General features: G+C 37.6%; 23 protein-coding genes. 2 read left to right on the top strand and 21 right to left on the bottom strand.

The window, feature by feature from the left end; all coding sequences use genetic code 11:
- Positions 1 to 5: 5 nt before the first annotated feature.
- Positions 6 to 470 carry a hypothetical protein gene (locus tag H9632_RS02220; protein WP_191702485.1) on the top strand — a complete coding sequence of 155 codons (465 nt, stop codon included), beginning with the start codon at positions 6 to 8 and terminating at the stop codon, positions 468 to 470.
- A 65-nt stretch (positions 471 to 535) separates the two neighbouring features.
- Entirely contained in the window at positions 536 to 1348 is an 813-nt protein-coding gene (locus tag H9632_RS02215) for an EcsC family protein (RefSeq protein ID WP_191702484.1), read from the top strand.
- A 78-nt stretch (positions 1349 to 1426) separates the two neighbouring features.
- Here H9632_RS02215 and H9632_RS02210 read toward each other — a convergent pair whose 3' ends face one another.
- The 21 genes from H9632_RS02210 to H9632_RS02110 form a co-directional block, all read right to left on the bottom strand.
- Entirely contained in the window at positions 1427 to 2212 is a 786-nt protein-coding gene (locus H9632_RS02210) for an MBL fold metallo-hydrolase (protein ID WP_191702483.1), read from the bottom strand.
- Between the two features lie 81 nt (positions 2213 to 2293).
- Entirely contained in the window at positions 2294 to 3067 is a 774-nt protein-coding gene (gene recO, locus H9632_RS02205) for a DNA repair protein RecO (RefSeq protein WP_191702482.1), read from the bottom strand.
- A 61-nt stretch (positions 3068 to 3128) separates the two neighbouring features.
- On the bottom strand, positions 3129 to 4316 hold the full coding sequence (locus H9632_RS02200) for a CapA family protein (protein WP_191702481.1): 1188 nt from the start codon (positions 4314 to 4316) through the stop codon (positions 3129 to 3131).
- Between the two features lie 138 nt (positions 4317 to 4454).
- A complete protein-coding gene (gene era, locus H9632_RS02195; RefSeq protein WP_191702480.1) occupies positions 4455 to 5369 on the bottom strand; it encodes a GTPase Era in 915 nt (304 codons plus the stop codon).
- Entirely contained in the window at positions 5356 to 5763 is a 408-nt protein-coding gene (locus H9632_RS02190; protein WP_191702479.1) for a cytidine deaminase, read from the bottom strand. The genes era and H9632_RS02190 overlap by 14 nt, the downstream gene beginning before the upstream one ends.
- 116 nt (positions 5764 to 5879) lie before the next feature.
- Positions 5880 to 6230, bottom strand: coding sequence for a diacylglycerol kinase family protein (locus H9632_RS02185; RefSeq protein WP_191702478.1), 351 nt, complete (start codon positions 6228 to 6230; stop codon positions 5880 to 5882).
- Entirely contained in the window at positions 6217 to 6702 is a 486-nt protein-coding gene (ybeY, locus tag H9632_RS02180; protein WP_191702477.1) for an rRNA maturation RNase YbeY, read from the bottom strand. The genes H9632_RS02185 and ybeY overlap by 14 nt, the downstream gene beginning before the upstream one ends.
- A gap of 11 nt (positions 6703 to 6713) precedes the next feature.
- On the bottom strand, positions 6714 to 8831 hold the full coding sequence (locus tag H9632_RS02175) for an HD family phosphohydrolase (RefSeq protein WP_191702476.1): 2118 nt from the start codon (positions 8829 to 8831) through the stop codon (positions 6714 to 6716).
- An 893-nt stretch (positions 8832 to 9724) separates the two neighbouring features.
- A complete protein-coding gene (locus tag H9632_RS02170; RefSeq protein ID WP_191702475.1) occupies positions 9725 to 10684 on the bottom strand; it encodes a PhoH family protein in 960 nt (319 codons plus the stop codon).
- A gap of 2 nt (positions 10685 to 10686) precedes the next feature.
- The gene (locus H9632_RS02165) at positions 10687 to 11796 is read right to left on the bottom strand and encodes a sporulation protein YqfD (RefSeq protein WP_191702474.1); all 1110 of its coding nucleotides are present in this window, start codon (positions 11794 to 11796) and stop codon (positions 10687 to 10689) included.
- Positions 11793 to 12029, bottom strand: a complete 237-nt coding sequence (locus H9632_RS02160; protein ID WP_191702473.1) for an RNA methyltransferase — start codon at positions 12027 to 12029, stop codon at positions 11793 to 11795. Before H9632_RS02160 ends, H9632_RS02165 begins: the two co-directional genes overlap by 4 nt.
- A gap of 56 nt (positions 12030 to 12085) precedes the next feature.
- Entirely contained in the window at positions 12086 to 12628 is a 543-nt protein-coding gene (locus H9632_RS02155; RefSeq protein WP_191702472.1) for a hypothetical protein, read from the bottom strand.
- A 135-nt stretch (positions 12629 to 12763) separates the two neighbouring features.
- The gene (locus tag H9632_RS02150; RefSeq protein ID WP_191702471.1) at positions 12764 to 13231 is read right to left on the bottom strand and encodes a hypothetical protein; all 468 of its coding nucleotides are present in this window, start codon (positions 13229 to 13231) and stop codon (positions 12764 to 12766) included.
- Between the two features lie 23 nt (positions 13232 to 13254).
- On the bottom strand, positions 13255 to 14262 hold the full coding sequence (floA, locus tag H9632_RS02145) for a flotillin-like protein FloA (protein ID WP_191702470.1): 1008 nt from the start codon (positions 14260 to 14262) through the stop codon (positions 13255 to 13257).
- Complete coding sequence (locus H9632_RS02140; protein WP_191702469.1) at positions 14259 to 15593, bottom strand: NfeD family protein; 1335 nt, start codon at positions 15591 to 15593, stop codon at positions 14259 to 14261. Before H9632_RS02140 ends, floA begins: the two co-directional genes overlap by 4 nt.
- 450 nt (positions 15594 to 16043) lie before the next feature.
- Positions 16044 to 16217, bottom strand: a complete 174-nt coding sequence (gene rpsU / locus H9632_RS02135) for a 30S ribosomal protein S21 (protein WP_004227078.1) — start codon at positions 16215 to 16217, stop codon at positions 16044 to 16046.
- A gap of 110 nt (positions 16218 to 16327) precedes the next feature.
- Positions 16328 to 16996: a deoxyribose-phosphate aldolase gene (gene deoC, locus H9632_RS02130; protein ID WP_191702468.1), complete on the bottom strand. Its 669-nt coding sequence runs from the start codon at positions 16994 to 16996 to the stop codon at positions 16328 to 16330.
- A 97-nt stretch (positions 16997 to 17093) separates the two neighbouring features.
- Positions 17094 to 17624 carry an adenylate cyclase gene (locus H9632_RS02125; protein ID WP_191702467.1) on the bottom strand — a complete coding sequence of 177 codons (531 nt, stop codon included), beginning with the start codon at positions 17622 to 17624 and terminating at the stop codon, positions 17094 to 17096.
- A 19-nt stretch (positions 17625 to 17643) separates the two neighbouring features.
- Complete coding sequence (locus H9632_RS02120) at positions 17644 to 18120, bottom strand: hypothetical protein (protein ID WP_191702466.1); 477 nt, start codon at positions 18118 to 18120, stop codon at positions 17644 to 17646.
- A gap of 185 nt (positions 18121 to 18305) precedes the next feature.
- A complete protein-coding gene (gene mtaB / locus H9632_RS02115) occupies positions 18306 to 19655 on the bottom strand; it encodes a tRNA (N(6)-L-threonylcarbamoyladenosine(37)-C(2))-methylthiotransferase MtaB (RefSeq protein WP_191702465.1) in 1350 nt (449 codons plus the stop codon).
- A 764-nt stretch (positions 19656 to 20419) separates the two neighbouring features.
- Positions 20420 to 21034, bottom strand: a complete 615-nt coding sequence (locus H9632_RS02110; RefSeq protein ID WP_191702464.1) for a PH domain-containing protein — start codon at positions 21032 to 21034, stop codon at positions 20420 to 20422.
- Positions 21035 to 21050: the final 16 nt, after the last annotated feature.

Below are 21050 nucleotides of genomic sequence, written 5' to 3'. Positions count from 1 at the left end.
GAATTATGTTTTTTCAGTTAAAAGACACATCTGTAAAACCTTTAGATACGTATGATAAAATCTCTCAACTTGTCAAAGCGATACTCCATTTCGAATGTCCGGACCATCGTGGGCAGCACCACATTTTATATACCGCAAATATGCAGCTTGAAGCCTATCGTGAAGCGAAGGATTTTTATCGCCGCTTTGATGAACCAGGCAGTGCTTTAGGTTGTTTAAGTAGAGAAGCGTATGAGCAAGCTAATAAAAAATACCATCAACTGTATACAATCATTCGAGGCTATATGCATTTAAGCGAGGACAATAAACGTGACCATTTCAACCATCATTTCCGCTTTTCAAACGAGAAAATCGAGAAAATGTACAGTCTTTTCGAACAGAAGCAGCATCATAACCATCTCAAACTTGAAGAATTATTTTATGAACGATTAATGGAAGATGTAGCTCCCTTGTTAACACAATTGGAGTAACAGCGATGAAACCTTTACTGCTTGAATTCGTAAATTGACTAGCAGGTCTATTAGGAGGATGAACTTTGGAAACTAAACAACAGCTGGAGGATTATTTACAGGCTATTCAACAATGGGAAAAAGACCAAAGCGGCTTATGGTTTTGGGAAAAAATTGGTCGTATTCCATTCAAAATACTTGATAAATTAACACCTAAATTCATTCAGGAAAAAATTTCAGTATTAGTAGATGAACTAGTAAGTTATGTGCAAACGGGCGGTAAATATTTAGTAAGTGAGAAGACAATGATGCGCCATATTCAAAAGCATACATTGCACTCGGTTTCGTCCATACAAGACATTGGTCAAATGCCGATAGATGATATGGTGGCAATTAGTGAAAAGCTTCAGAAAAACCGGGCGAATATTGCTACGGTACAGGGGGCATCTACGGGGGTTGGCGGTATTTTTACATTAGCAATTGATATCCCCGTTATATTGGGCATTGCTTTAAAAACATTGCAGGAAATTGCGCTGATTCATGGTTATGATCCAAATGAAAAAACAGAGCGTATTTTTATTGTTAAATGTCTGCAATTCGCTTCATCCGATATCGTCGGTAAAGAGGCGATATTAAATGAACTTGCCCAAAACTATGAACAGCCCCGCTCTTCCGAAAATATGGTATCCCAACTGCAAGGATGGCAGGAAGTATTTTATACGTACAGAGACAATTTTGGTATGAAAAAGCTATTCCAGATGATTCCAGTGGCAGGTATGATTTTCGGGGCATTTATTAACAAATCTATGATTGAAGATATTTCCGAAGCAGGAATGATGCTCTATCGGAAAAGACGTGTAATGGAACGTATGGATCAAATGGTAAGTAGTGAACTATAAGGTCAGCAAGAAGCAAAAGTGAAATGAAACTATAAATAAAGCCAAGTAATTAAGTTTCCCTTAAGTACTTGGCGTTTTCTATGTTGAAGCTATCTTTTTATTTGATTCGTGCATATCTTTCAATCCATTGTAAAAAGGATATTGATTTCGCAATGCTTCTTCTTGATCAATTCCCTTACTCAAATTATTCAAATATAACATCGACTCGTCTACCCGCTTTTGCATTTCGATAAAATCATTTGTAACTTGGCCATGACCCGGTACAAGTGTTTGAATTTTTTTATCAGATATAATTGCTGCTGCCTTTTGTAATGTATTCTTATAAGATTTCAAATCCTCAATAAAGGGAAACTCAACGTCCGATAAATAATCTCCCGCCAATAAAACCCCATAATGTTCCATCACAGTAAATAAACCATCCTGAGTATGCCCGGGTGCCAAATAAAATGTGCATGACGCATCTTCCAAATCTACTGTCTGACCATCTTCTTTAATAACGATATCAATCGTTGGATATATTATCGGATAATCTCTTTGTATATAGTACTGCGCGTCAAACTGATGTATTTCCTCCAACACTTTTTCTTTATCCGGACGGTTCACAAATGCCTCACTCGCTATTGTCGTAGCATTTGGAAAGGCCCCGGCTGCAATAATATGATCATAATCACTATGGGTATAAATAATAAATAATTTCCTGCCCCCAATAATTGATCGGATGTATGCTTTTATTTCATCAATTTCATTCGGCAACCAATTTGGATCGGTTAAAATGATTGCCTGCTTTGTTTTAACTACTGCGGACGTTGTTTGATAGAGCACACTTTGAAAAACCGTTATATTCTCATTTGTAAACTGATGCATCCTTTATCATCCTTCCAAATAATAAAGCTAGTCAAATGTAGAAACGCTCCATCTGACTAGCTTATTTCCTAGGCAATTAATTCAGTTTTCTTCCTTTTTTTCACGTTGCAATAAAGGTGTACGCTCCAATTGCTCTATAAAACTTCGTGATTTCAGCCTAATTCCTGTTTGTTCTTCATAGATAGTCGTGACAATTTTCTTTATAAATTGCTTCGTCTGTGACTTCAGTTCAAGCTTACCTACTTGATCAATCGGCACTGTATAAAACATGCGAATGAGTTTTAACTGTGTTGGAGATAGTCGAATGATATACTGGTCCATATGAAAACAACGATGACATATAAAGCCACCTTGTGAAAATGAAAAAGCAAATTCCCCGTCTACTGCACCACAGCCGGCACATGCATGTAAAATTGGTTGCACCCCAGCATACGGGAGCATCTTCCAATCTACAAATAATGTAATCGCTTCAGGGTCATAGCCTTCTTCAATCGCATTTAGCGCCTGTATTAAAATTTCAAAGGCATACTGCTCGGGTTTACCTTCTTCAACTAAACGATCAACAATTTCCACAATATAGCTCGCATAGGCTGTTGCTGTAATGTCTGTTTGAATATGGCGCATTGAATTGAAATGCTCACCTTGCTGCAATGTTCCCATACCTGACGTACGCTGTACTAAAAATGAGCCGTGCATAAAAGGCTGAGTCACACCAGCTAGGCGGCTTGTAGGTTTTTTTGCTCCACGCGCCATACACGCTACTTTCCCCGCTTCACGAGTCATAATTGTAACAATTTTATTTGATTCACCGTAAGCACGCGCTTTTAAAACGATGCCTTCCCATTTATGTAGCATCTATTGCACATCCTTCTAATTCTATCGTAGTATTATTATACCGTACTGCTACATCAAATGTTTAATAAACGGTTACCTCATCTCCAATTATTTTCTTTACCCAATCTAAATTTTGAACGGAGCGCTGTTCTACATCTTTTAATGGATATACTCGATAAACACCATCAGCATCCTTTAATACGGATGTTGCATAAAGCTCTGGTTGGTGAATGGTAATGACATCGCCTTCCTTCATAATTTCCAGGCTAGCGATCCCGCCAATCATTGTGTTGGGAATTGTTAAAATCGTCGAAAAGAAATTGCCTAGGGAATAAAAGACATGTGTTTCATGGCCTTGTTCAGTTATAAGCTTTTTATAAGGTTGCAGCACATGCGGATGTGTCCCCAATACGATATGTGCCCCTGCTTCGTTTAAAACTTTTGCGAAATGCTTCTGATAGTCACTTTCGCTATATACATATTCTGGTCCCCAGTGCATTGAAACTGCTACGACATCTACTTCTCCCTTTAATAATTCTATATCCGTCTTTATTTTTGCCTCATCGATATAATTGATAATATATGGGGAGCCTTTTGGTAAATACAACCCATTAGTACCATACGTATATGCAAGTAATCCGATTTTTATCGAACCTACTTCAATAATTCGGTGGTTTGCTTTATCTTCAGAATTTTTATAAGCCCCTACGTAAGGCATGCCGTACTCATCTAGATTTTCAAAAAACGTACGGACACCACCTTCCCCCTTGTCAACTATATGGTTATTTGCAATAGTAACCATATCTACACCTGCATTTTGAAGATCTCGAACAATATGAGGAGGGCTCGAGAATTGAGGGAAGCCACTTAATGCATATTTGTTCCCTACAGGTGGTGATTCCTGATTCGCAATTAAATAATCATAACTTTGCATGGTAGATGCCACCCCTGCAAAAGATGACGTAAAGTCCTGGTATTGAGCGAGCCTCAAATGAAGCAGGACATCGCCAACCATCGCCAGTCGCATAGATTCTTTTATAATTTCTGGCTGTGGCTCAATCTCTGGTTCCTGTACTGATTCAAGCTCAGATACCGAATCAAAAGTTTTTTTTATATTACTATTTTGGGCAATCTGCTCTTTAACTGGTGCAGTCATTTGCCCTTCTGCCATGAGTATTGGATTGTCTTTATTCATTGTCACCATAACGAACACTAAAATTGCCAATGAGACGACCCACAGTGACAGCAAAAATTTATTCAATGTATTCAATCTTTCACCTACTAAGTTTATTGTAAAATAATTCCTATTATATCTTATAATACTAAAGTTTATTCAAGTATACACTAGCAAAAATGAAAAAATGAATAAAAAACAGATGCAACATAAAAGCTGCATCTGTTCATATTTTTAATATTCGTCTTCTCTAAAGCCGAAATCACGTAAATGCGTTTGCTTATTACGCCAATCCTTTTGTACTTTTACCCAAAGCTCTAAATAAACTTTTGAGCCTAGCAACATTTCGATATCCTGGCGCGCACGTACGCCAACTTCTTTTAAAAGGGCGCCGCGCTTCCCAATGACAATTCCTTTTTGCGAATCACGTTCAACCATGATAGTCGCCTGCACATGAATCATATTTTCCTTTTCTTCATGAGGCTTGATGCGTTCAATCACTACAGCAATTGAATGCGGAATTTCTTCGCGTGTTAAGTGCAATACTTTTTCACGAATTAATTCAGAGATGATAAAGCGCTCCGGGTGATCTGTTACTTGGTCTGCTGGATAATATTGCGGACCTTCCGGCAAATACTTTTCAATTGTCGTCAATAAATTTTCTACATTGTTTCCTTGCAAAGCCGAAATTGGAATTATCTCCGCAAAATCAAACTTATCTTTATAGGAATCAATAATTTTCATTAATTGATCTGGGTGTATTAAATCGATTTTGTTAATGATTAAAAATACAGGTGTTTTATTGCCCTGCAGTAACTCGATGATAAATTCATCGCCTTTACCTATTGCCTGCTCTGCATTCACCATAAACATAATGACATCAACTTCCCTTAATGCATTACGTGATGTTTTTAACATAAATTCGCCTAACTTATGTTTAGGCTTATGAATTCCCGGTGTATCGATAAAAATCGTCTGAGAGTTTTCCTGTGTTAATACACCCTGAACTTTATTTCGCGTCGTTTGGGGTTTGTCTGACATAATAGCGATTTTTTGACCAATCACTCGGTTTAAGAATGTTGATTTGCCGACATTTGGTCGACCTACAATCGAGACAAAGCCCGACTTGTAACCTTTATTTTCCTGCATTTTTCATATCCTCCGTATTAAAAGCACCTGGAATTAGCTCGCCTACTGTTGTTTGCTGAACGTCACCATTCATATTTGTTAAGTAGACTGGCATATCTGGTGCACAAAATTCACTCATTACTTGTCGACAGGCCCCACATGGGGAACATGGACCTGGCGTATCTGCTACAACCGCAAGTGCTTTAAATTTCATATTGCCTTCCGAAACCGCTTTAAAAAATGCTGTACGTTCCGCGCAGTTAGTCATACTATATCCTGCATTTTCAATATTACAGCCATTGTATACAGTACCGTCTTCGGCCAATAATGCTGCACCTACTTTAAATTTTGAATAAGGTACATAGGCATTTTCACGTGCAATTTTTGATTGTTCCATTAGTTGTTCCATGTTCATCGTCAGTTCCCCCAACATATACATATTATTTTAATCACTACCTGACCTTGTTTCCAAGTTCAACCGTCGAGCAGAGTAATAACTTTCCAGTAAGTATTCTTATATTCCAAAAGAAATTAAAACCATTTTGGTAAAAATATGAGTAGTCCGATTATAACACTTGCGAGCGCAAAAACAAGTACAGCACCTGCTGCAACATCCTTTGCTTGCTTTGCAATAGGATGAAATTCCGGGGATGCAAGATCAACCACACGTTCAATTGCTGTATTTATCAGCTCTGCACCTATGACAAGGAAAATTACCATTAGAATAATACTCCATTCCACTGCAGTTAAGCCTGTCAATAAACCAGCAAGGATTACTATTATTGCACTCACTAAGTGAAATTTGAAATTTTGTTCCTTTAGAGCTGTAAGTATTCCCTCCATTGCATAACGGAATGATTGGAAAAACTTACGGACGTTCATTTGTATCACGACCTAAGCCGTATGATTGTAAAATGGCATCCTGCTTTCCGAACATAACTTTTTCATCTTCTGGCGTCATATGGTCATACCCGAGTAGATGCAAGAATCCGTGCACCGCCAAAAAGCCTAGCTCACGCTCAAAAGTATGCCCATATTCTGTTGCCTGCTCTCTTGTGCGGTCCGTCGAAATAATAATATCTCCCAATATACGCGGTATACCTTCTCCGATAATTTGCATTTCCCCTTCACCCATTTCTTCCAGAGCGAATGAAATAACATCAGTCGGTTGATCTTTATCGCGATATTCACGATTAATTTCATGAATGGCCTCATTCGTTACAAACGTAATCGAAACTTCTGATCCATCTTCAATTCCTTCATGCTCTGCAGCGTGCTGCAGAAGTTCTTCCACCAATTTTAAATGCGAATCTTTCACTTCATTTGTTTCATCTAAAAAATCAATTAATAACAATTTGTTCCCTCCTATTTTTCCTTTGGATATTCAATACGCGAGTGGAACGTCCCATTTAAAGTTTCACATAAAATATCTTCAATAATTTTCAGTTCTTTCAAAGAAATGTCACATTCATCAAACTGATCATCTTGCACACGGTCCTGAATAATCGTCTGTACAAGCTTTTGAATTTTTTCTGCACTCGGCTGATGCAATGACCTTACTGCAGCCTCTACACTATCTGCAATGCTAATAATTGCTGCCTCTTTCGTTTGTGGCTTTGGACCAGGATAGCGGAATATACTTTCATCCAATTCTTTCCCTTCTTCCTTCGCCTTAAACAAGAAGTATTTCAATGTACTTGTCCCATGATGCTGTAAACAAACATCAATAATCTCCTGAGGCATTTTATGCTTGCGGAGAAGCTCTGCCCCATCAGTTGTGTGAGCAATGATAATTTCCGCACTGCTTTCAGGTGACATGGAATCATGTGGGTTTGTACCCATTTGGTTTTCTATAAAGAACATCGGTCTTCGCGTTTTGCCTACATCATGATAATAGCAACTTACTCTTGCCAGCAAGCCATCCGCTCCAATTGCTTCACAGGCAGCTTCTGCTAAATTCGCTACCATAATACTATGATGGTACGTACCAGGCGTTTCCGTTAAGATTTTTTTCAAAAGTGGATGGTTTGGGTTCGATAGTTCAATTAATCGCATGACTGATAAAAGTCCAAATGCAGACTCAAAATATGGAAGTAAGCCCATCATCAGTGCACCGGATAATAATCCCGATATGATTGCAGACGCTACATAGAATGAAATTTCCACAAAGCCATAGCCGGATTGTGCCATAAGTAAATAAAATGCAATAAATAGTATGTTAACAAGCGTTACAATACCAACGGCCTGTAAAATATCTTTCCTCTTTTCCAGACTGCGCATGAAAATAATTGATGCAAAACCACCAAATAAAATATAAAGTGCCATATCCATCTGTAAAATGGCCGAATAACCTTCATGAAAAATAATGCCTGCAGATGCTGCGGTCATTACCGTTACAATACTTGCTGTACGGTCATTTGCCAATACACGAACAAGCATAGTCACCATGGCTGAAGGGAATATAAATGCAATCGTTAGATCGAAATTCCCTGCAATCATACCAATCAATTTCATCATAACCAATGCAATAGTATAGACAATCATCGTAACGAATAATTCGTTACGCTTTTTTGCAGGGTCCTTTTTTGAACGATCGAATAATGCAAATAAAAATGACATCTGCAGAAGAATTAATATGAATAGACCGGCAATTGGTTTGATCGATTCCTCACTATCCAGCATCCCCAGTAATTCGAGTTGTCGGTAAATCTCCCTAGTAACCACTTCGCCTTCCTGAACAATGATTTGTCCTTGCAGAATCCGGGTCGGTTCAACCGCATCTTTAGCTTGCTGCACAGCAATTGCTGTTTTTTCTTCATCAAGTATTTCTGTTTCTACGACAGCAGCACGTCCAACAGCAACAGCTACACTCATTAAGCCTTCCGATATGGAAGGATGCTGACGAATCTTACTTTCAAGGTCATTACGATATGTAATCAGATTTTCCTTCCGAAGAGGACGATTTAAATTCGCTTCTACCAATGTGGCCAGCGAATCGCGTGTCGATTCAATATTCCCTTGTGTAGCATTCAGTAAATTTAATAGCTGTGCATCCGATAAAATCAGGGTCTGCTGATTCTCTATTATATCTTTTAGACTTGAACGCAATAACTCTAGCTGTTCAGATTGGGCTACTTCGCCATCCTGATTCCCAATATCCTTTTTTACGTCCAATACAATATCAAATATAGTCGTAACGAAAGTAGCACGATGGCTTGGTACATCTTCTTTAAATATGTAAACAGGTTCTACTGAACGTTCGGCATTCTCTACTTCCAGTTCTGTTTTGACAGTATCTTCAATGGTTTTTATTGAACGAATTGTTTCTGGTGATAATTCTGTTAATTTAATATCATATGTAACACCACGGACATTATCAATCATCAAAGAAAATTGTAACAATGCCGTAGCAGCAAGTACGATAATTAGCAACGCACGAAAACTTATTAATTGGATGAGCTTTTTTATTTTCTCTATGATCATGCACCTCCACTTTACTTTCTACTTTTATTTTAACAAATTTATATCCTCGTTGTTACGAAAAGCTTGTATGTTTTTCTAATAAATGTCTTTCCGCCTATAAAATTATCTATTAAAAACGAAAGATTCCGCTCATCACCATAACATGGGGAAGATTTTCTAATAAAATTTCAATTGATTGATTCGTGGGCTACGGTAGACCGCGCTAAAACCACGTGATACATGTCTTTATCACTGCCTTTATTACCGTTTGCGAGGCCCACCAATCCGAAAATTTTCCCTCGTTATAAAGTGGTAGAATAAAAGCACTGAAGTATCCGACCAACTTTGAGTGGGCAAAACGCCTTAGTAGACAGAAAGTGCCTTATTATTAAGTTTTTCAGTGCCCTCCTAAAATAAAGGGAGATTTTACCGCTATTTGAATGATGTAACTCGTTTTAGGAAAAATAAGGGAACGTTTTACCGTTATTTTAAATAAAATCCTGAAATTTCATGTTTTTTAGGTCAATAACGGAAATCCCTTCCGTTATTTTCACTATTTTTTATGTTATTTTAAAAATAACGGAAATTCATTCCTCTATTTATCTCGTTACGCAATTTAATCTACAAAAGCTTTGGAGCCACTCCGCCCGGAAAGCCTGCCCCAGAACGTAGTACAACGGACGCGAGCTTCAAAAACACTTGCTTCAACGCGTTTTTCCCGTAGCGCAACAGAACGGATTTCATTAAAAAATCTTATTCTTTCAATTTTGTCATCCCCAACTTATGGTGATGAACCAAAGATTTTTTCTATTTACAAATGATACCATTTATTTATGTAACTTTGAGCTTTTAATCTGAAATTATCAGAAGACCAAAAAGAGCAATTGCACGGTGCAACTGCTCTTTGCGTAAAATTATAATTCCTGGTCGGAGTAAGCTTGTATTACTCTTGCTACTAAAGGATGCCTCACTACATCCCCTTGTTCTAATATTTGGAAGTGAATGTCTTTCACGTATTTTAATGTGCGTTCTGCAATGATGAGACCTGATTCGGTGTTTTTTGGTAAATCTATTTGCGTTTTATCACCAGTAATTACCATTTTAGATCCAAAACCTAAACGTGTTAAAAACATTTTCATTTGCTGGTGTGTTGTATTTTGGGCTTCATCCAAAATAACGAATGCATCGTCTAATGTACGCCCGCGCATATAGGCTAAAGGTGCAATTTCAATTGTTCCACGTTCAATTAGACGTTGAGTCTGTTCCTGCCCGTAAATGTCGTGCAGAGCGTCATATAGAGGGCGTAGATAAGGATCAACCTTTTCCTTTAAATCACCCGGCAAAAACCCTAATGATTCACCCGCTTCAACTGCAGGACGGGTTAAAATTATACGTTTTACATGTCCATTCTTTAAGGCCTGTGTAGCCATAACAACCGCCAAATAAGTTTTACCTGTACCGGCTGGACCAATACCAAAAATTAAATCCTTATGACGGATTGCCCGAATGTATTCTCGCTGACCAATTGTTTTGGCACGAATCGGCTTTCCTTTAGTATTGCGCGCTATTTCTTCATCATATAGTTCTGCATAATATTCAATTGTGCCTTTACTTTCCATCTCAATCGCTGTCGTCACATCGCGCTGATCAATATTAATATTTTTCCTTATTACTTTAAGTAATGCTTCTAATACTGAATGTGCTTGTTTTTTCTTTGCTGCATCATCGCCTGCAATCTGAATTACTTCGCCACGCGTAATAATCTGGACATTATAAGTTTCTTCAATCAATGTTATATTTGCATCAGACATTCCCAAAAGCATGACCGCTTCATTTGGATTGTCGATTTGTAGCTCAACATATTTTTCTGACATACTCATTCTCCTTGGTGAATTAGATGTGGTTTTGCGATATTTTCATTTACTAAATACAAGACTTTCCCTTTAACTGTATCATCATCAGCGTACACGTGCAAAAGTTTTTCTGCTTTAATCGCGGATTCAAGCGGCAATGAATAAATCATCTTTTCATGTAGTAATGGTAAAATAACTGATTCGATATCCTTCTCACTTATCTTCTCCGTTTTTTTCTGGAACATTCTATACGGTTCGTAAGTCACAATTGACTTTAACGGTTTAAATGATTTTTGCTCAATTGAAGCTCCAATTTCACTCCAGTTAATTTTATAGTTCCAACCATAATCATCCAATACTTCCATTTTAATTGTTTTCGGAATGGTAAAAGAGGTTTCGAGCCAATAGTCGACAAATACCTTACCTTCCGCTCCTATCATTATTGACTTTTCTCCGTACTCCAAAATGCCAGATACGAGAACATCCCCACGATAAACTGTTGTATTCGGCTCTACTTTACGAATTCCTTTTTCGATTTGAAAATGTGTAACGACTCCATTGTTTGCAGCAACTAAATATTGATTTGTACTTGGCTTTTGAGGCGGTTCTATTTTCGGCGCTAACTGTGGGCTAATTGTAACTTTACTGCCATTTTTCATAATATGTACCCAAGAAAACTCCCTGAACTGCCTCATCATTGTTTGACGAATTTCATTATCGGAAATAAATGCACTCTTTCGCACAGGAAATTCTATCCCTACTTCCTGCTGCAAATAGTCCATCACCTCATCCTCGAGTTCTACGGTTTGCGCTTCAACTTCCACTTGCCAAATAAACCGTGATAATAATAATGGGATTATAAGCAGCAAAATCAGCCCTATACCTGTCTTCAAATCCTTTTGCAAAATAACTTCCGGTTCACTATAGCGAATTGCAATTCGAACTTTCGCTTGTTTTCTAAGCTTTCGAATTAAGGATAAGTCATTGTATGCAAGCTGGAAAGTAATTTCCTTTTGTGGAAAACGAAGTTGTGTAATTCGAACATTATTTTTTTTCAGGAGCGTAATAAAAGTATGGGCTTCTTTCGATTGCTTCATCTTAATTGTTATAAGTTTTTTATAAGGCCTTTTCATTTTTTTATTCGCTCAATAGACAATTTTTCAAGCTTTTTACAATGAATTAAAAAGCCTTCCTCAAACAGATGCATTACTTCCAACTCACCAGCACGAATATGCATAGTAAAGTCCTTCGTATGACAATTGTATTCAGTAGGGGACACATCTCCTAACGTATAGGAACCATCATAGCGGATGTCCAGAAAAGAGGAGATTTGTAATTTATTATTTATAGGAAATAATTTTCTCAATAAAAAGCCTCCTTTTTACGTCACTATATGCTACGGAAAAAGAAGGCATGTGTAGTTTATTTGATTGGAATTTCCCAATTTACGGAATCTCCCAACGCATCACCGGAGCTTTCACTGTCCGGCTCTTTAAATGCTGCCGGAACACGGAGATTTAAAAATGCATTTTCATTGTATTGTTCCTTAGGAATTAAATAGACAACGGTAAAATTCGTTTTCATTTGCGGATTCACTAAAATTTGCTCATCGCCAACCGTAGATGACAACTGCTCAATTTTCACTTTTTCAGAAGTTTCTATATTGAAATGAGGTGTATAATAAATCATTTGCTCAAAATCATTATAAATCTCTCCACTAACTTCAAGTAAATAATCTCCAGATTGTAAATTGGTAGATTGTGATAGCATCTCACTATTAGTTATCTTTTGGATTTGATAGTCGAATGAAACTGTTACCCCTTCCAGATTATGCGAAATCATCTCATCATTCTCATAAACAATATTTGTTTCACCTGCATCTGAAAGATTCTCATTACTAGTATTCCCGCATGCTGCTAAAATGAACGCACTCATGATCACGACGTTAATCCAAACACTTTTCAATTGAATTCCCCCTCTCATCATGTATATACCCATTTCTTATGCCCTTCAATATTAATTATATTCTGCCCGTTACTTTTTTAACTAAAAAACTACCTATTTCTACGTTAATTTACGCAGTAATAGGTAGTCTTATGATTATCTTCTTGCCTTTGGTGGTCCCAGAACTTCTGTCATAATGATGGCTTGCATTAAATCACGTTGACTAGAAGGCACTACCTGGAATGCTTCGGCCTCTTTTTTTGCCAATGCAACAATTGGACGTTCCTTTAATGAACGTGCACTATTTGGATTGTCTGTACGTACATCAGTTATAACTCGCTTTGCTTCTAGAACAGGCTTTTCTACTTGTTTAGGAAGCTCTTGAGTCACTTTTTGTGCAACTGGCTTTGCTTTTTCATTAAGCTGACCAAATACCTCATTTGCAAAGTCCTCCAAAGATTTCGGACGTCTTTGCTCGGTTCTTTGTTCTACTTCCTGTTTTCGAGGAGCAGGTTGACTGCTAAATGGCGGCATCTGTTTTGATTCTTTCTTTTGCTGTTCTTTTCCTTTACCTAACAAGGAACTGACAACAAATATAATGATCATTATGATAAATCCTTCCATCTAGTGCTCACTCCCTTCCTCGATTATTTATTCTTTGGATCCTGATTTTCGTTATTTGAGACTTTTGAAATGGAATCACGCATTGATGTATCTGCCTGAATATTTTTATAGTTCATATAATCCATTATACCAAAGTTACCCGAACGAAGCGCTTCTGCTAGAGCCATAGGAACTTCTGCCTCTGCTTCTACTACTTTCGCTTTCATCTCTTGAACTTTTGCAATCATTTCTTGCTCACTTGCAACGGCCATAGCACGACGTTCTTCCGCTTTTGCCTGTGCAATGTTTTTATCTGCTTGTGCTTGCTCAATTTGAAGCTCGGCACCGATGTTTTTACCGATATCAACGTCTGCGATATCAATCGATAGAATTTCGAAAGCTGTACCAGAGTCTAAACCTTTAGAAAGTACTGTTTGAGAGATTAAATCTGGATTTTCTAATACTTTTGAATGTGATGCACTAGAACCTAATGTTGATACGATACCTTCACCTACACGGGCTACAATCGTCTCTTCACCAGCACCCCCGACTAGGCGGTCTAAGTTAGCACGCACTGTAATACGCGCTTTTGCTTTTACTTCAATACCGTTCATCGCTACACCTGCAATGAATGGTGTTTCAATAACTTTAGGGTTAACCGACATTTGTACTGCTTCTAAAACGTCACGTCCAGCTAAATCAATTGCTGCTGCACGTTCGAAAGTTAACTCAATATTTGCTCGGTGTGCTGCGATTAATGCATTTACAACACGGTCAACATTACCACCTGCTAAATAGTGGGATTCTAATTGGTTAATTGTTACGTCCAAACCTGCTTTATGTGCTTTAATTAACGGATTCACGATACGTGAAGGGATTACCCGACGTAAACGCATCCCGATTAATGTGAAAATACTTACTCTTACACCTGCTGCAAGTGCACTAATCCATAGTGCGACTGGAACAAATGTGAAAAATACTGCCAAGATGACAAATGCAATAATTAATCCAATAATTAATGTAATGGTTCCTGCATCTTCAAACATACTCATATTCCTTCTCCACCTTTTTCAATAAATTCTCTCACGACAATACGTGAGCCTTCTACTTTTACTATTTCTACTGTTTTACCAGCATCCATATAGCCACCTTGTGTTACCACATCAAGACGTTCCTGACCAACCAAAACTGTACCTGATGGACGCAACGGTGTAATAGATTGACCTACTTTGCCTATCAATTCAATTCGGTTCGTATTTGAAACATAGCCTTCTTCCGTCGACGTAGCATCTCTCAGTACGAGACGATTAAACATATGCAACTTTTTCCCGAAGAATTTCATAAGTATCACCATTCCTATACCTGCAATTATCATTGCAATTAAAATCGAATATGCCATATGGGCGAAGCTTTCCCCTGCAAAAAGTAAACTTCCAATAATTAGTGCGCCCCCGATGATACCTAATATGCCACCTGGTACAAACAGTTCGGCAATGACTAAAATCAGTCCGATGACGAAAATGATAAGTGTTTCATATCCTGCAAATCCTGCAATGAGATGACCAAAGAAAAACATACCTAATGAAGCAAGCCCCATTGACCCGGCAAGGCCAAAGCCAGGCGAGTACAACTCTACTACTAATCCAATACTGGCAATTGACAACAGTATAGGAACAATTATCGGATTGGTAATAAAGCGCGCAAGCTTTTCTGCAAATGTTTGCTCAACCTTTACAACTTCACTATCCTCAAGCTGCAGTGTTTTAAGCAGTGCATCAATGGAAGCAACAGTTCCTTCAGAGTAATTCACCTTTTCGGCATCTTCAGCAGTCAATGTCAGAAGCTTTCCTTTCGGGGCTCTCAACTCTGGTAAATCAAAGTCATTTCTGACCATTGCCTGGGCGAATTTTGGATCCCGTCCGGAGTTTTCAGCAGCTGACGTCATTTTTGCAAGCCAATCGCTTTCTGCCTTTTCACCAGCTGTATTTCCGGCAGAATCAATAACCGCCGCTGCCCCCATTGTCGCATTAGGCGTCATATAAATTTTATCCGCATGCAATGCGATGTACGCACCCGCAGACAGCGCATCAGAATTGATGAAGGCGATAATCGGTATATCCGTACTATCCATTAGCCTGCCAATTTCAGAAGCCGCAGCGACAAATCCGCCAGGTGTATGCATATTGAGGATAATTGCCTCAGCATTATTGCTTTTCGCCTCATTAAATCCGCGCTTTAAATGCTCGACTAACCCTTTTTCAATTTCATTGTTAACCGATATTTCATACACTTTACCATTCGCAAATGCTGTTAAGGAAGGAAATACTAACACGATTGACATGACCATTAGAAAAATCCAACTAAAGATCTTAGTCCGTTTCATTATTCTCACCTCTCTTTGCTGATTTGTATGTATAGTAGGTATACGGATGAAAAGATAAAAGGTTTCAAAAAAATAACTTTTATCTGCGCCTCTTTCAAAATGACTCCTCACCGGTCTATTATACGCTAAATCCACCATAAAATTAATAATTTTCTATAATTTGCAATAAAAATCATCATTTACGGTTAATTTATTCTCATTCGTAAACAAAAAAAACGAGTCTGTTTAATTAGATTCTACTAAACAGGCTCATCTTATTCATCATATGCTCTTTTTGTTGTATTAGGGAATGTTAAACTTTCTAAATTTCGTAACAGTCCTATATTTGTATTTATTCTTTATAAATAAATAATCCCCAAGCCACATTAGTAGCTTGGGGATTATATCATTTGTCTGCTCAGTTAAATCTGAAAATTGCGTGTTATGAACGTAGGGTTTTTATAGGGAAAATTACCACTTACGTTTACGTGCAGCTTCTGATTTCTTTTTACGCTTAACGCTAGGTTTTTCGTAGAACTCGCGCTTTCTAACTTCCTGAATTGTACCTGATTTTGATACAGTACGTTTGAAGCGACGAAGAGCATCTTCAAGCGATTCGTTTTTGCGAACGACAGTTTTTGACATCTCTCTTTCCCTCCCTCCGAACACACGTCAATACAATCATTAACATTTAGTTAATGTGTACTAAAGTAGTATAGCTTATCATTAAAAAAGAGTCAACAAAAACTATCTATTTAGTAATTAGAATCTGATTTTAATCCATTCATTATTGCAACACCTGATGATGCGCCGATTCTAGTGGCTCCATTATCAATCATATTTTGCATATCTTCCAAGCTACGAACTCCTCCAGATGCTTTCACACCAAGGTCCGGGCCAACTGTTTTTCGCATTAAAGCGATGTCTTCCGCTGTTGCTCCACCTGTTGAGAAGCCAGTTGAAGTTTTTACGAAATCAGCACCTGCTTCAACTGCCAATTCACATGCTTTTACTTTTTCCTCATCCGTTAAAAGACAAGTTTCAATTATTACTTTTACTAAAGTACCATTTGCAGCATCTACTACTGCTTTAATATCTTCACGCACTAAATCGAAGTCACCATCTTTTAAGGCACCAATGTTGATGACCATATCAATTTCACCGGCACCATTTTTAATCGCGTCTTTCGTTTCAAACGCTTTTACCGCCGAAGTTGTAGCTCCTAATGGGAAACCGATAACTGTACATACTTTTACTTCAGTTCCTTCTAATTGTTGAGCACTGAATTTTACCCATGTTGGATTCACGCATACTGAAGCAAAGCCGTATTGTTTCGCCTCTGCACAGATTTTTTCTACCTGGTTTTTTGTAGAGTCAGCTTTTAATAAAGTATGATCGATCATTACCGCATAATTTTGAGTCATTGTATCATTACTCCTTTTACTATTTCTTTAGTTGTCCGTACATCTACTATTTTAGCATGTATTTTATTTGAGTTAAATTATCATACAATTCAAATTATTAATCGGAATAGGCAAATTCTGTACGTATGATTTTCTCATCCAATTGTTCACCTGAGCTCTGCAAATACCGGATTCTCAATTCAGGCTGATGTCGATTCGCCAATTGGTAAGTTAAAATATTTTTTACTAAATGTTCTTGTGCCAAATCAAATGCTTCTTGTTGCATAATCGAATCGTCCGATAAAGTAATCTCCCATTCCGAGTACGTGTCATTTGACGTAATACTAATCACTCCATCGCCTGAACTCTTTCCGCTTACCTCTTTATATTCTTCAAGAAACTGCTGCGTCTGTTGAGAAATTTCACTAAGTTGCCGCTCGTTCATCTGTAAAGAAACAACCCCATCAGGCTGTATCGTCTTTTGAACTTCCGAAGCCTTATATTCAATATTCAGCGATCCATATTGACGTGCCACTTCTGGAGGTATATTCACTTCTACAGTTGGTAGTTCCAATTCGGTTTGAACTACTTTTTCCTCAGTGCAACCATATAAAACAAATAACATAGCAAGCATCCATATCCATTTCATATAAATTGCTTCACCTTCTTTATCTAGATTCCGGATAAAACCGTTGCTCAAATACTAGCTTCGTCTTGTCATCAAGATAATATACTTGAACACCGATAGATTTACGACTATATATTTGAAATTTAATGGCATCCTCTACTATACTTATTTCCAGCATTTCGGCTAGAATGTCCTGTTCAAATAGATCCCGTTTCACTGTAAATTTAAGTTCGGATAAATCTTCATTGTACTCAAACGATTCAAAAGCCTCTACTTCCGGTCTGATCCCCCGTTCTACCTCATTGCGAAAATCTTCAACTGTGCCAGAAAATTCATTAATTGCCTCCAACCTAACCCACTCTTCCATATAAATTAATAAACAGTCCTCTTTCAACTCATAGTGTAGAATTCTTGATGGATCGAAATTTTTGAATTGATGTATGTTTCCAATTACCCCGTCCGGTATTTCTACGATAGATAATTTCGTCAACTGATCTTTTGAAAACTCTTGTCCCATTTCCCATCTCCCGTCCATCATAAATGACCAATACCCGCTTTTAATTAGAATATGCCAATAGCAATAAAACTAAGAAATCTTTTGGACACGTATTATATAATATGCTGGAAATTACAAACTAAAACTTTTGCGTACAATAAAAAAAGGTTGCATAAAAGTTTTCACTTCTATACAACCCTATCTATTTAATTTAACAACTCTTCCATAACACGAACAAATTGCCCTTCGTTATATGGATAGCCTGCTTTTGTAACTTTAACTTTTACTAGCTGACCTACCATGTTCTCATTGCCTTCAAAAATAACTTTTAAATAATTTGTTGTATAACCAACATAAAGATTTTCATTGTCCCCATCTTTAAAGCGCTCTTCAGGAATAACTTCCAGCACTTCACCTTCAAAACGAGACGCATATTCTTTTGCCAATTGATCATTTAATGCAATTAGACGGTGAACACGTTCGTTTTTGATTTCCTCATCCACTTGGTCGTCCATTCTTGCAGCAGGTGTACCCGTACGCTGTGAGTATGGGAATACGTGAAGCTCAGAAAATTTATGGTCGCGAATGAAATTAAATGTTTCCATAAACTCTTCTTCCGTTTCACCTGGAAAACCTACGATTACGTCAGACGTAACAGCTAAGTCCGGTAAAGCAATCTTCAGTTTCTCAAGACGTTCTGCGAAAAATTCCATCGTGTATTTACGACGCATGCGTTTTAATACTGTATCAGAACCCGATTGAATCGGAATGTGTAAATGGTTTACTACAATCTCAGAGTTTTGCAGTACTTCAATCACTTCATCCGTTAATTGAGATGCTTCAATTGAAGAAATACGTAAACGTTTCAAGCCTTTAACTTGTGCTTCCAAGTCACGTAACAGCTGTGCTAGGTTATAGTCTTTGAAGTCTTGTCCGTATCCTCCTGTGTGAATACCTGTAAGGACGATTTCCAAATATCCCGCATCCACTAGCTGCTGTGCCTGACGAATAACTTCTTCCGGATCACGTGAACGCATTAACCCGCGCGCCCATGGGATGATACAGAATGTACAGAAGTTGTTACAGCCTTCCTGGATTTTAAGCGATGCACGCGTACGGTCTGTAAATGCTGGTACGTCCAACTCTTCATACACACGATTTTTCATAATATTACGTACAGCATTAATTGGCTGACGTTCATTACGGTATTGCTCGATATAGCCAAGCATTTTATCACGATCCTGTGTACCTACGACAATATCAACACCTGGAATGGCCATAATCTCAGCTGGTGATGTTTGTGCATAACAGCCTGTAACACAAATTACTGCATCCGGATTTTGGCGTATTGCACGGCGAATAACTTGGCGGGACTTTTTATCCCCTGTATTCGTTACAGTACATGTATTAATAACATAAACGTCCGCCTGATGATCAAACTCTGTACGCTCATATCCTTGTTCTTTAAATAATTGCCAAATAGCTTCTGTTTCGTAGTGGTTAACTTTACACCCTAATGTATGTAGAGATACGGTTTTAGTACGTTCGTAACTCATAATTTATATCATCCTTTCAAGGTTACACTTATCAATTTGCCAGTGGCATAGTCTTCAATTAGCTTACTGCAGATAAAATATCAACGTGTTTTATAATAGCACAAAACGCTATGCAAAGCCTATCTTTTTAACCTTCATGTTTAATAATTTGCGCATAGAAAAAGACTTTTAAAATGCGCATTTCATCTTAAAAGTCTTTTTACATGATAACTACTCTTAAATTATAAAATTGATTACTTTTGTAACCTTGAGCGCCGACGTTCCGGGGCAGACATTCCAGGCGGCGTGGCTCCAAAGCTTTTGTAGATTGAATTGTGTAATGAGATAAATAGAGGAAGGAATTTCCGTTATTTTTAAAATAACTTAAAAAATGATGAAAATAAGGGAAGGAATTTCCGTTATTGACCTAAAAATCATAAAATTCCAGGAATTTATTTAAGATAACGGTAAAACGTTCCCTTATTTACCCTAAAATGAGCTACATATTTCAAATAACAGTAAAATCTCCCTTTATTTTAGGGGTGTACTGAAAAACAGCTTTTATTCCACCACTTTATAACGAGATTAAAAATTTTGGGATTGGTGGGCTTCGCAAACATAAATTCACGATAAAGAAATGTATCACGTGGCTTTAGCGCTGTCTTGTCGTAGCCCACCAATCAATCAAGTGGAATTTTATTAGAAAACCGTCCCCATATTACGGAGCCTATAAATTCCTGCAAAAAGTAGAAGCGCGCAGTATTGAATACCGCACGCTTCTACTTTTAGTTATTAATGTATTTTTCGAAAACATCTCCAAAATCTTTTTTTACAAATGCTTTCTTTTGATCGATGAGCCAGCTGTGTGAAAATGACGTAATTTCTTTAAAAGCAACTGCCGGAGAAACCCCGTCAGCACCTGTACGCCCTAGTGAAGAAGCTGCCAAATTCAGACTCTGTTTTGCCGCATCCATATTGAAGGAATTCGCTTTTTGTTCCATTGATATAGCATGAAGCGCTTTATATAAATCCTTTATTTCAGTTAAATACTTTTTATGAATATCGATGCTCAAAGGAATATTGCCGATGACAAATTTAATTTCTACGTCTAAATCAATTGTACCCGCCGTTTCCAACAACACTTCATCAAGAGCGAAATACTCATAGTCATAGCGACGCAGCATACGCTTTTTACTAATTGCATTAGCACCATCTACGTGAATTAATGCATAGTTTGTAAAGCAATATTCATCTGCTTTCGTCTTAATAAGAAAATAGATTTTTTCATCCATTTCATTAAAAATAAAATCATCTGCGTCTGTCTTGTCAAAATCTTCCCTTGAAATAACTACACCAATATCAGATAAGCCTAAAGCATCTGAAGCAAATTTTTTAAACATTATTGTGCCTCCTTTA

Source organism: Solibacillus merdavium (genome assembly GCF_014836935.1).
Lineage (GTDB): Bacteria > Bacillota > Bacilli > Bacillales_A > Planococcaceae > Solibacillus > Solibacillus ferritrahens.
The sequence above is the reverse complement of the archived record's forward strand: the minus strand, read 5'-3'. Positions and strand labels throughout refer to the sequence as shown.

Excerpts from the sequence above, each read along its gene's own strand:
- H9632_RS02220 (WP_191702485.1), top strand. The coding sequence starts at position 6 with ATGTTTTTTCAGTTAAAAGACACATCTGTAAAACCTTTAGATACGTAT.
- H9632_RS02210 (WP_191702483.1), bottom strand. The coding sequence starts at position 2,212 with ATGCATCAGTTTACAAATGAGAATATAACGGTTTTTCAAAGTGTGCTC.
- recO (WP_191702482.1), bottom strand. The coding sequence starts at position 3,067 with ATGCTACATAAATGGGAAGGCATCGTTTTAAAAGCGCGTGCTTACGGT.
- era (WP_191702480.1), bottom strand. The coding sequence starts at position 5,369 with ATGCAGGAAAATAAAGGTTACAAGTCGGGCTTTGTCTCGATTGTAGGT.
- H9632_RS02190 (WP_191702479.1), bottom strand. The coding sequence starts at position 5,763 with ATGAACATGGAACAACTAATGGAACAATCAAAAATTGCACGTGAAAAT.
- H9632_RS02185 (WP_191702478.1), bottom strand. The coding sequence starts at position 6,230 with ATGAACGTCCGTAAGTTTTTCCAATCATTCCGTTATGCAATGGAGGGA.
- H9632_RS02175 (WP_191702476.1), bottom strand. The coding sequence starts at position 8,831 with ATGATCATAGAGAAAATAAAAAAGCTCATCCAATTAATAAGTTTTCGT.
- H9632_RS02170 (WP_191702475.1), bottom strand. The coding sequence starts at position 10,684 with ATGTCAGAAAAATATGTTGAGCTACAAATCGACAATCCAAATGAAGCG.
- H9632_RS02165 (WP_191702474.1), bottom strand. The coding sequence starts at position 11,796 with ATGAAAAGGCCTTATAAAAAACTTATAACAATTAAGATGAAGCAATCG.
- H9632_RS02150 (WP_191702471.1), bottom strand. The coding sequence starts at position 13,231 with ATGGAAGGATTTATCATAATGATCATTATATTTGTTGTCAGTTCCTTG.
- floA (WP_191702470.1), bottom strand. The coding sequence starts at position 14,262 with ATGAGTATGTTTGAAGATGCAGGAACCATTACATTAATTATTGGATTA.
- H9632_RS02140 (WP_191702469.1), bottom strand. The coding sequence starts at position 15,593 with ATGAAACGGACTAAGATCTTTAGTTGGATTTTTCTAATGGTCATGTCA.
- rpsU (WP_004227078.1), bottom strand. The coding sequence starts at position 16,217 with ATGTCAAAAACTGTCGTTCGCAAAAACGAATCGCTTGAAGATGCTCTT.
- deoC (WP_191702468.1), bottom strand. The coding sequence starts at position 16,996 with ATGACTCAAAATTATGCGGTAATGATCGATCATACTTTATTAAAAGCT.
- H9632_RS02125 (WP_191702467.1), bottom strand. The coding sequence starts at position 17,624 with ATGAAATGGATATGGATGCTTGCTATGTTATTTGTTTTATATGGTTGC.
- H9632_RS02120 (WP_191702466.1), bottom strand. The coding sequence starts at position 18,120 with ATGGGACAAGAGTTTTCAAAAGATCAGTTGACGAAATTATCTATCGTA.
- mtaB (WP_191702465.1), bottom strand. The coding sequence starts at position 19,655 with ATGAGTTACGAACGTACTAAAACCGTATCTCTACATACATTAGGGTGT.
- H9632_RS02110 (WP_191702464.1), bottom strand. The coding sequence starts at position 21,034 with ATGTTTAAAAAATTTGCTTCAGATGCTTTAGGCTTATCTGATATTGGT.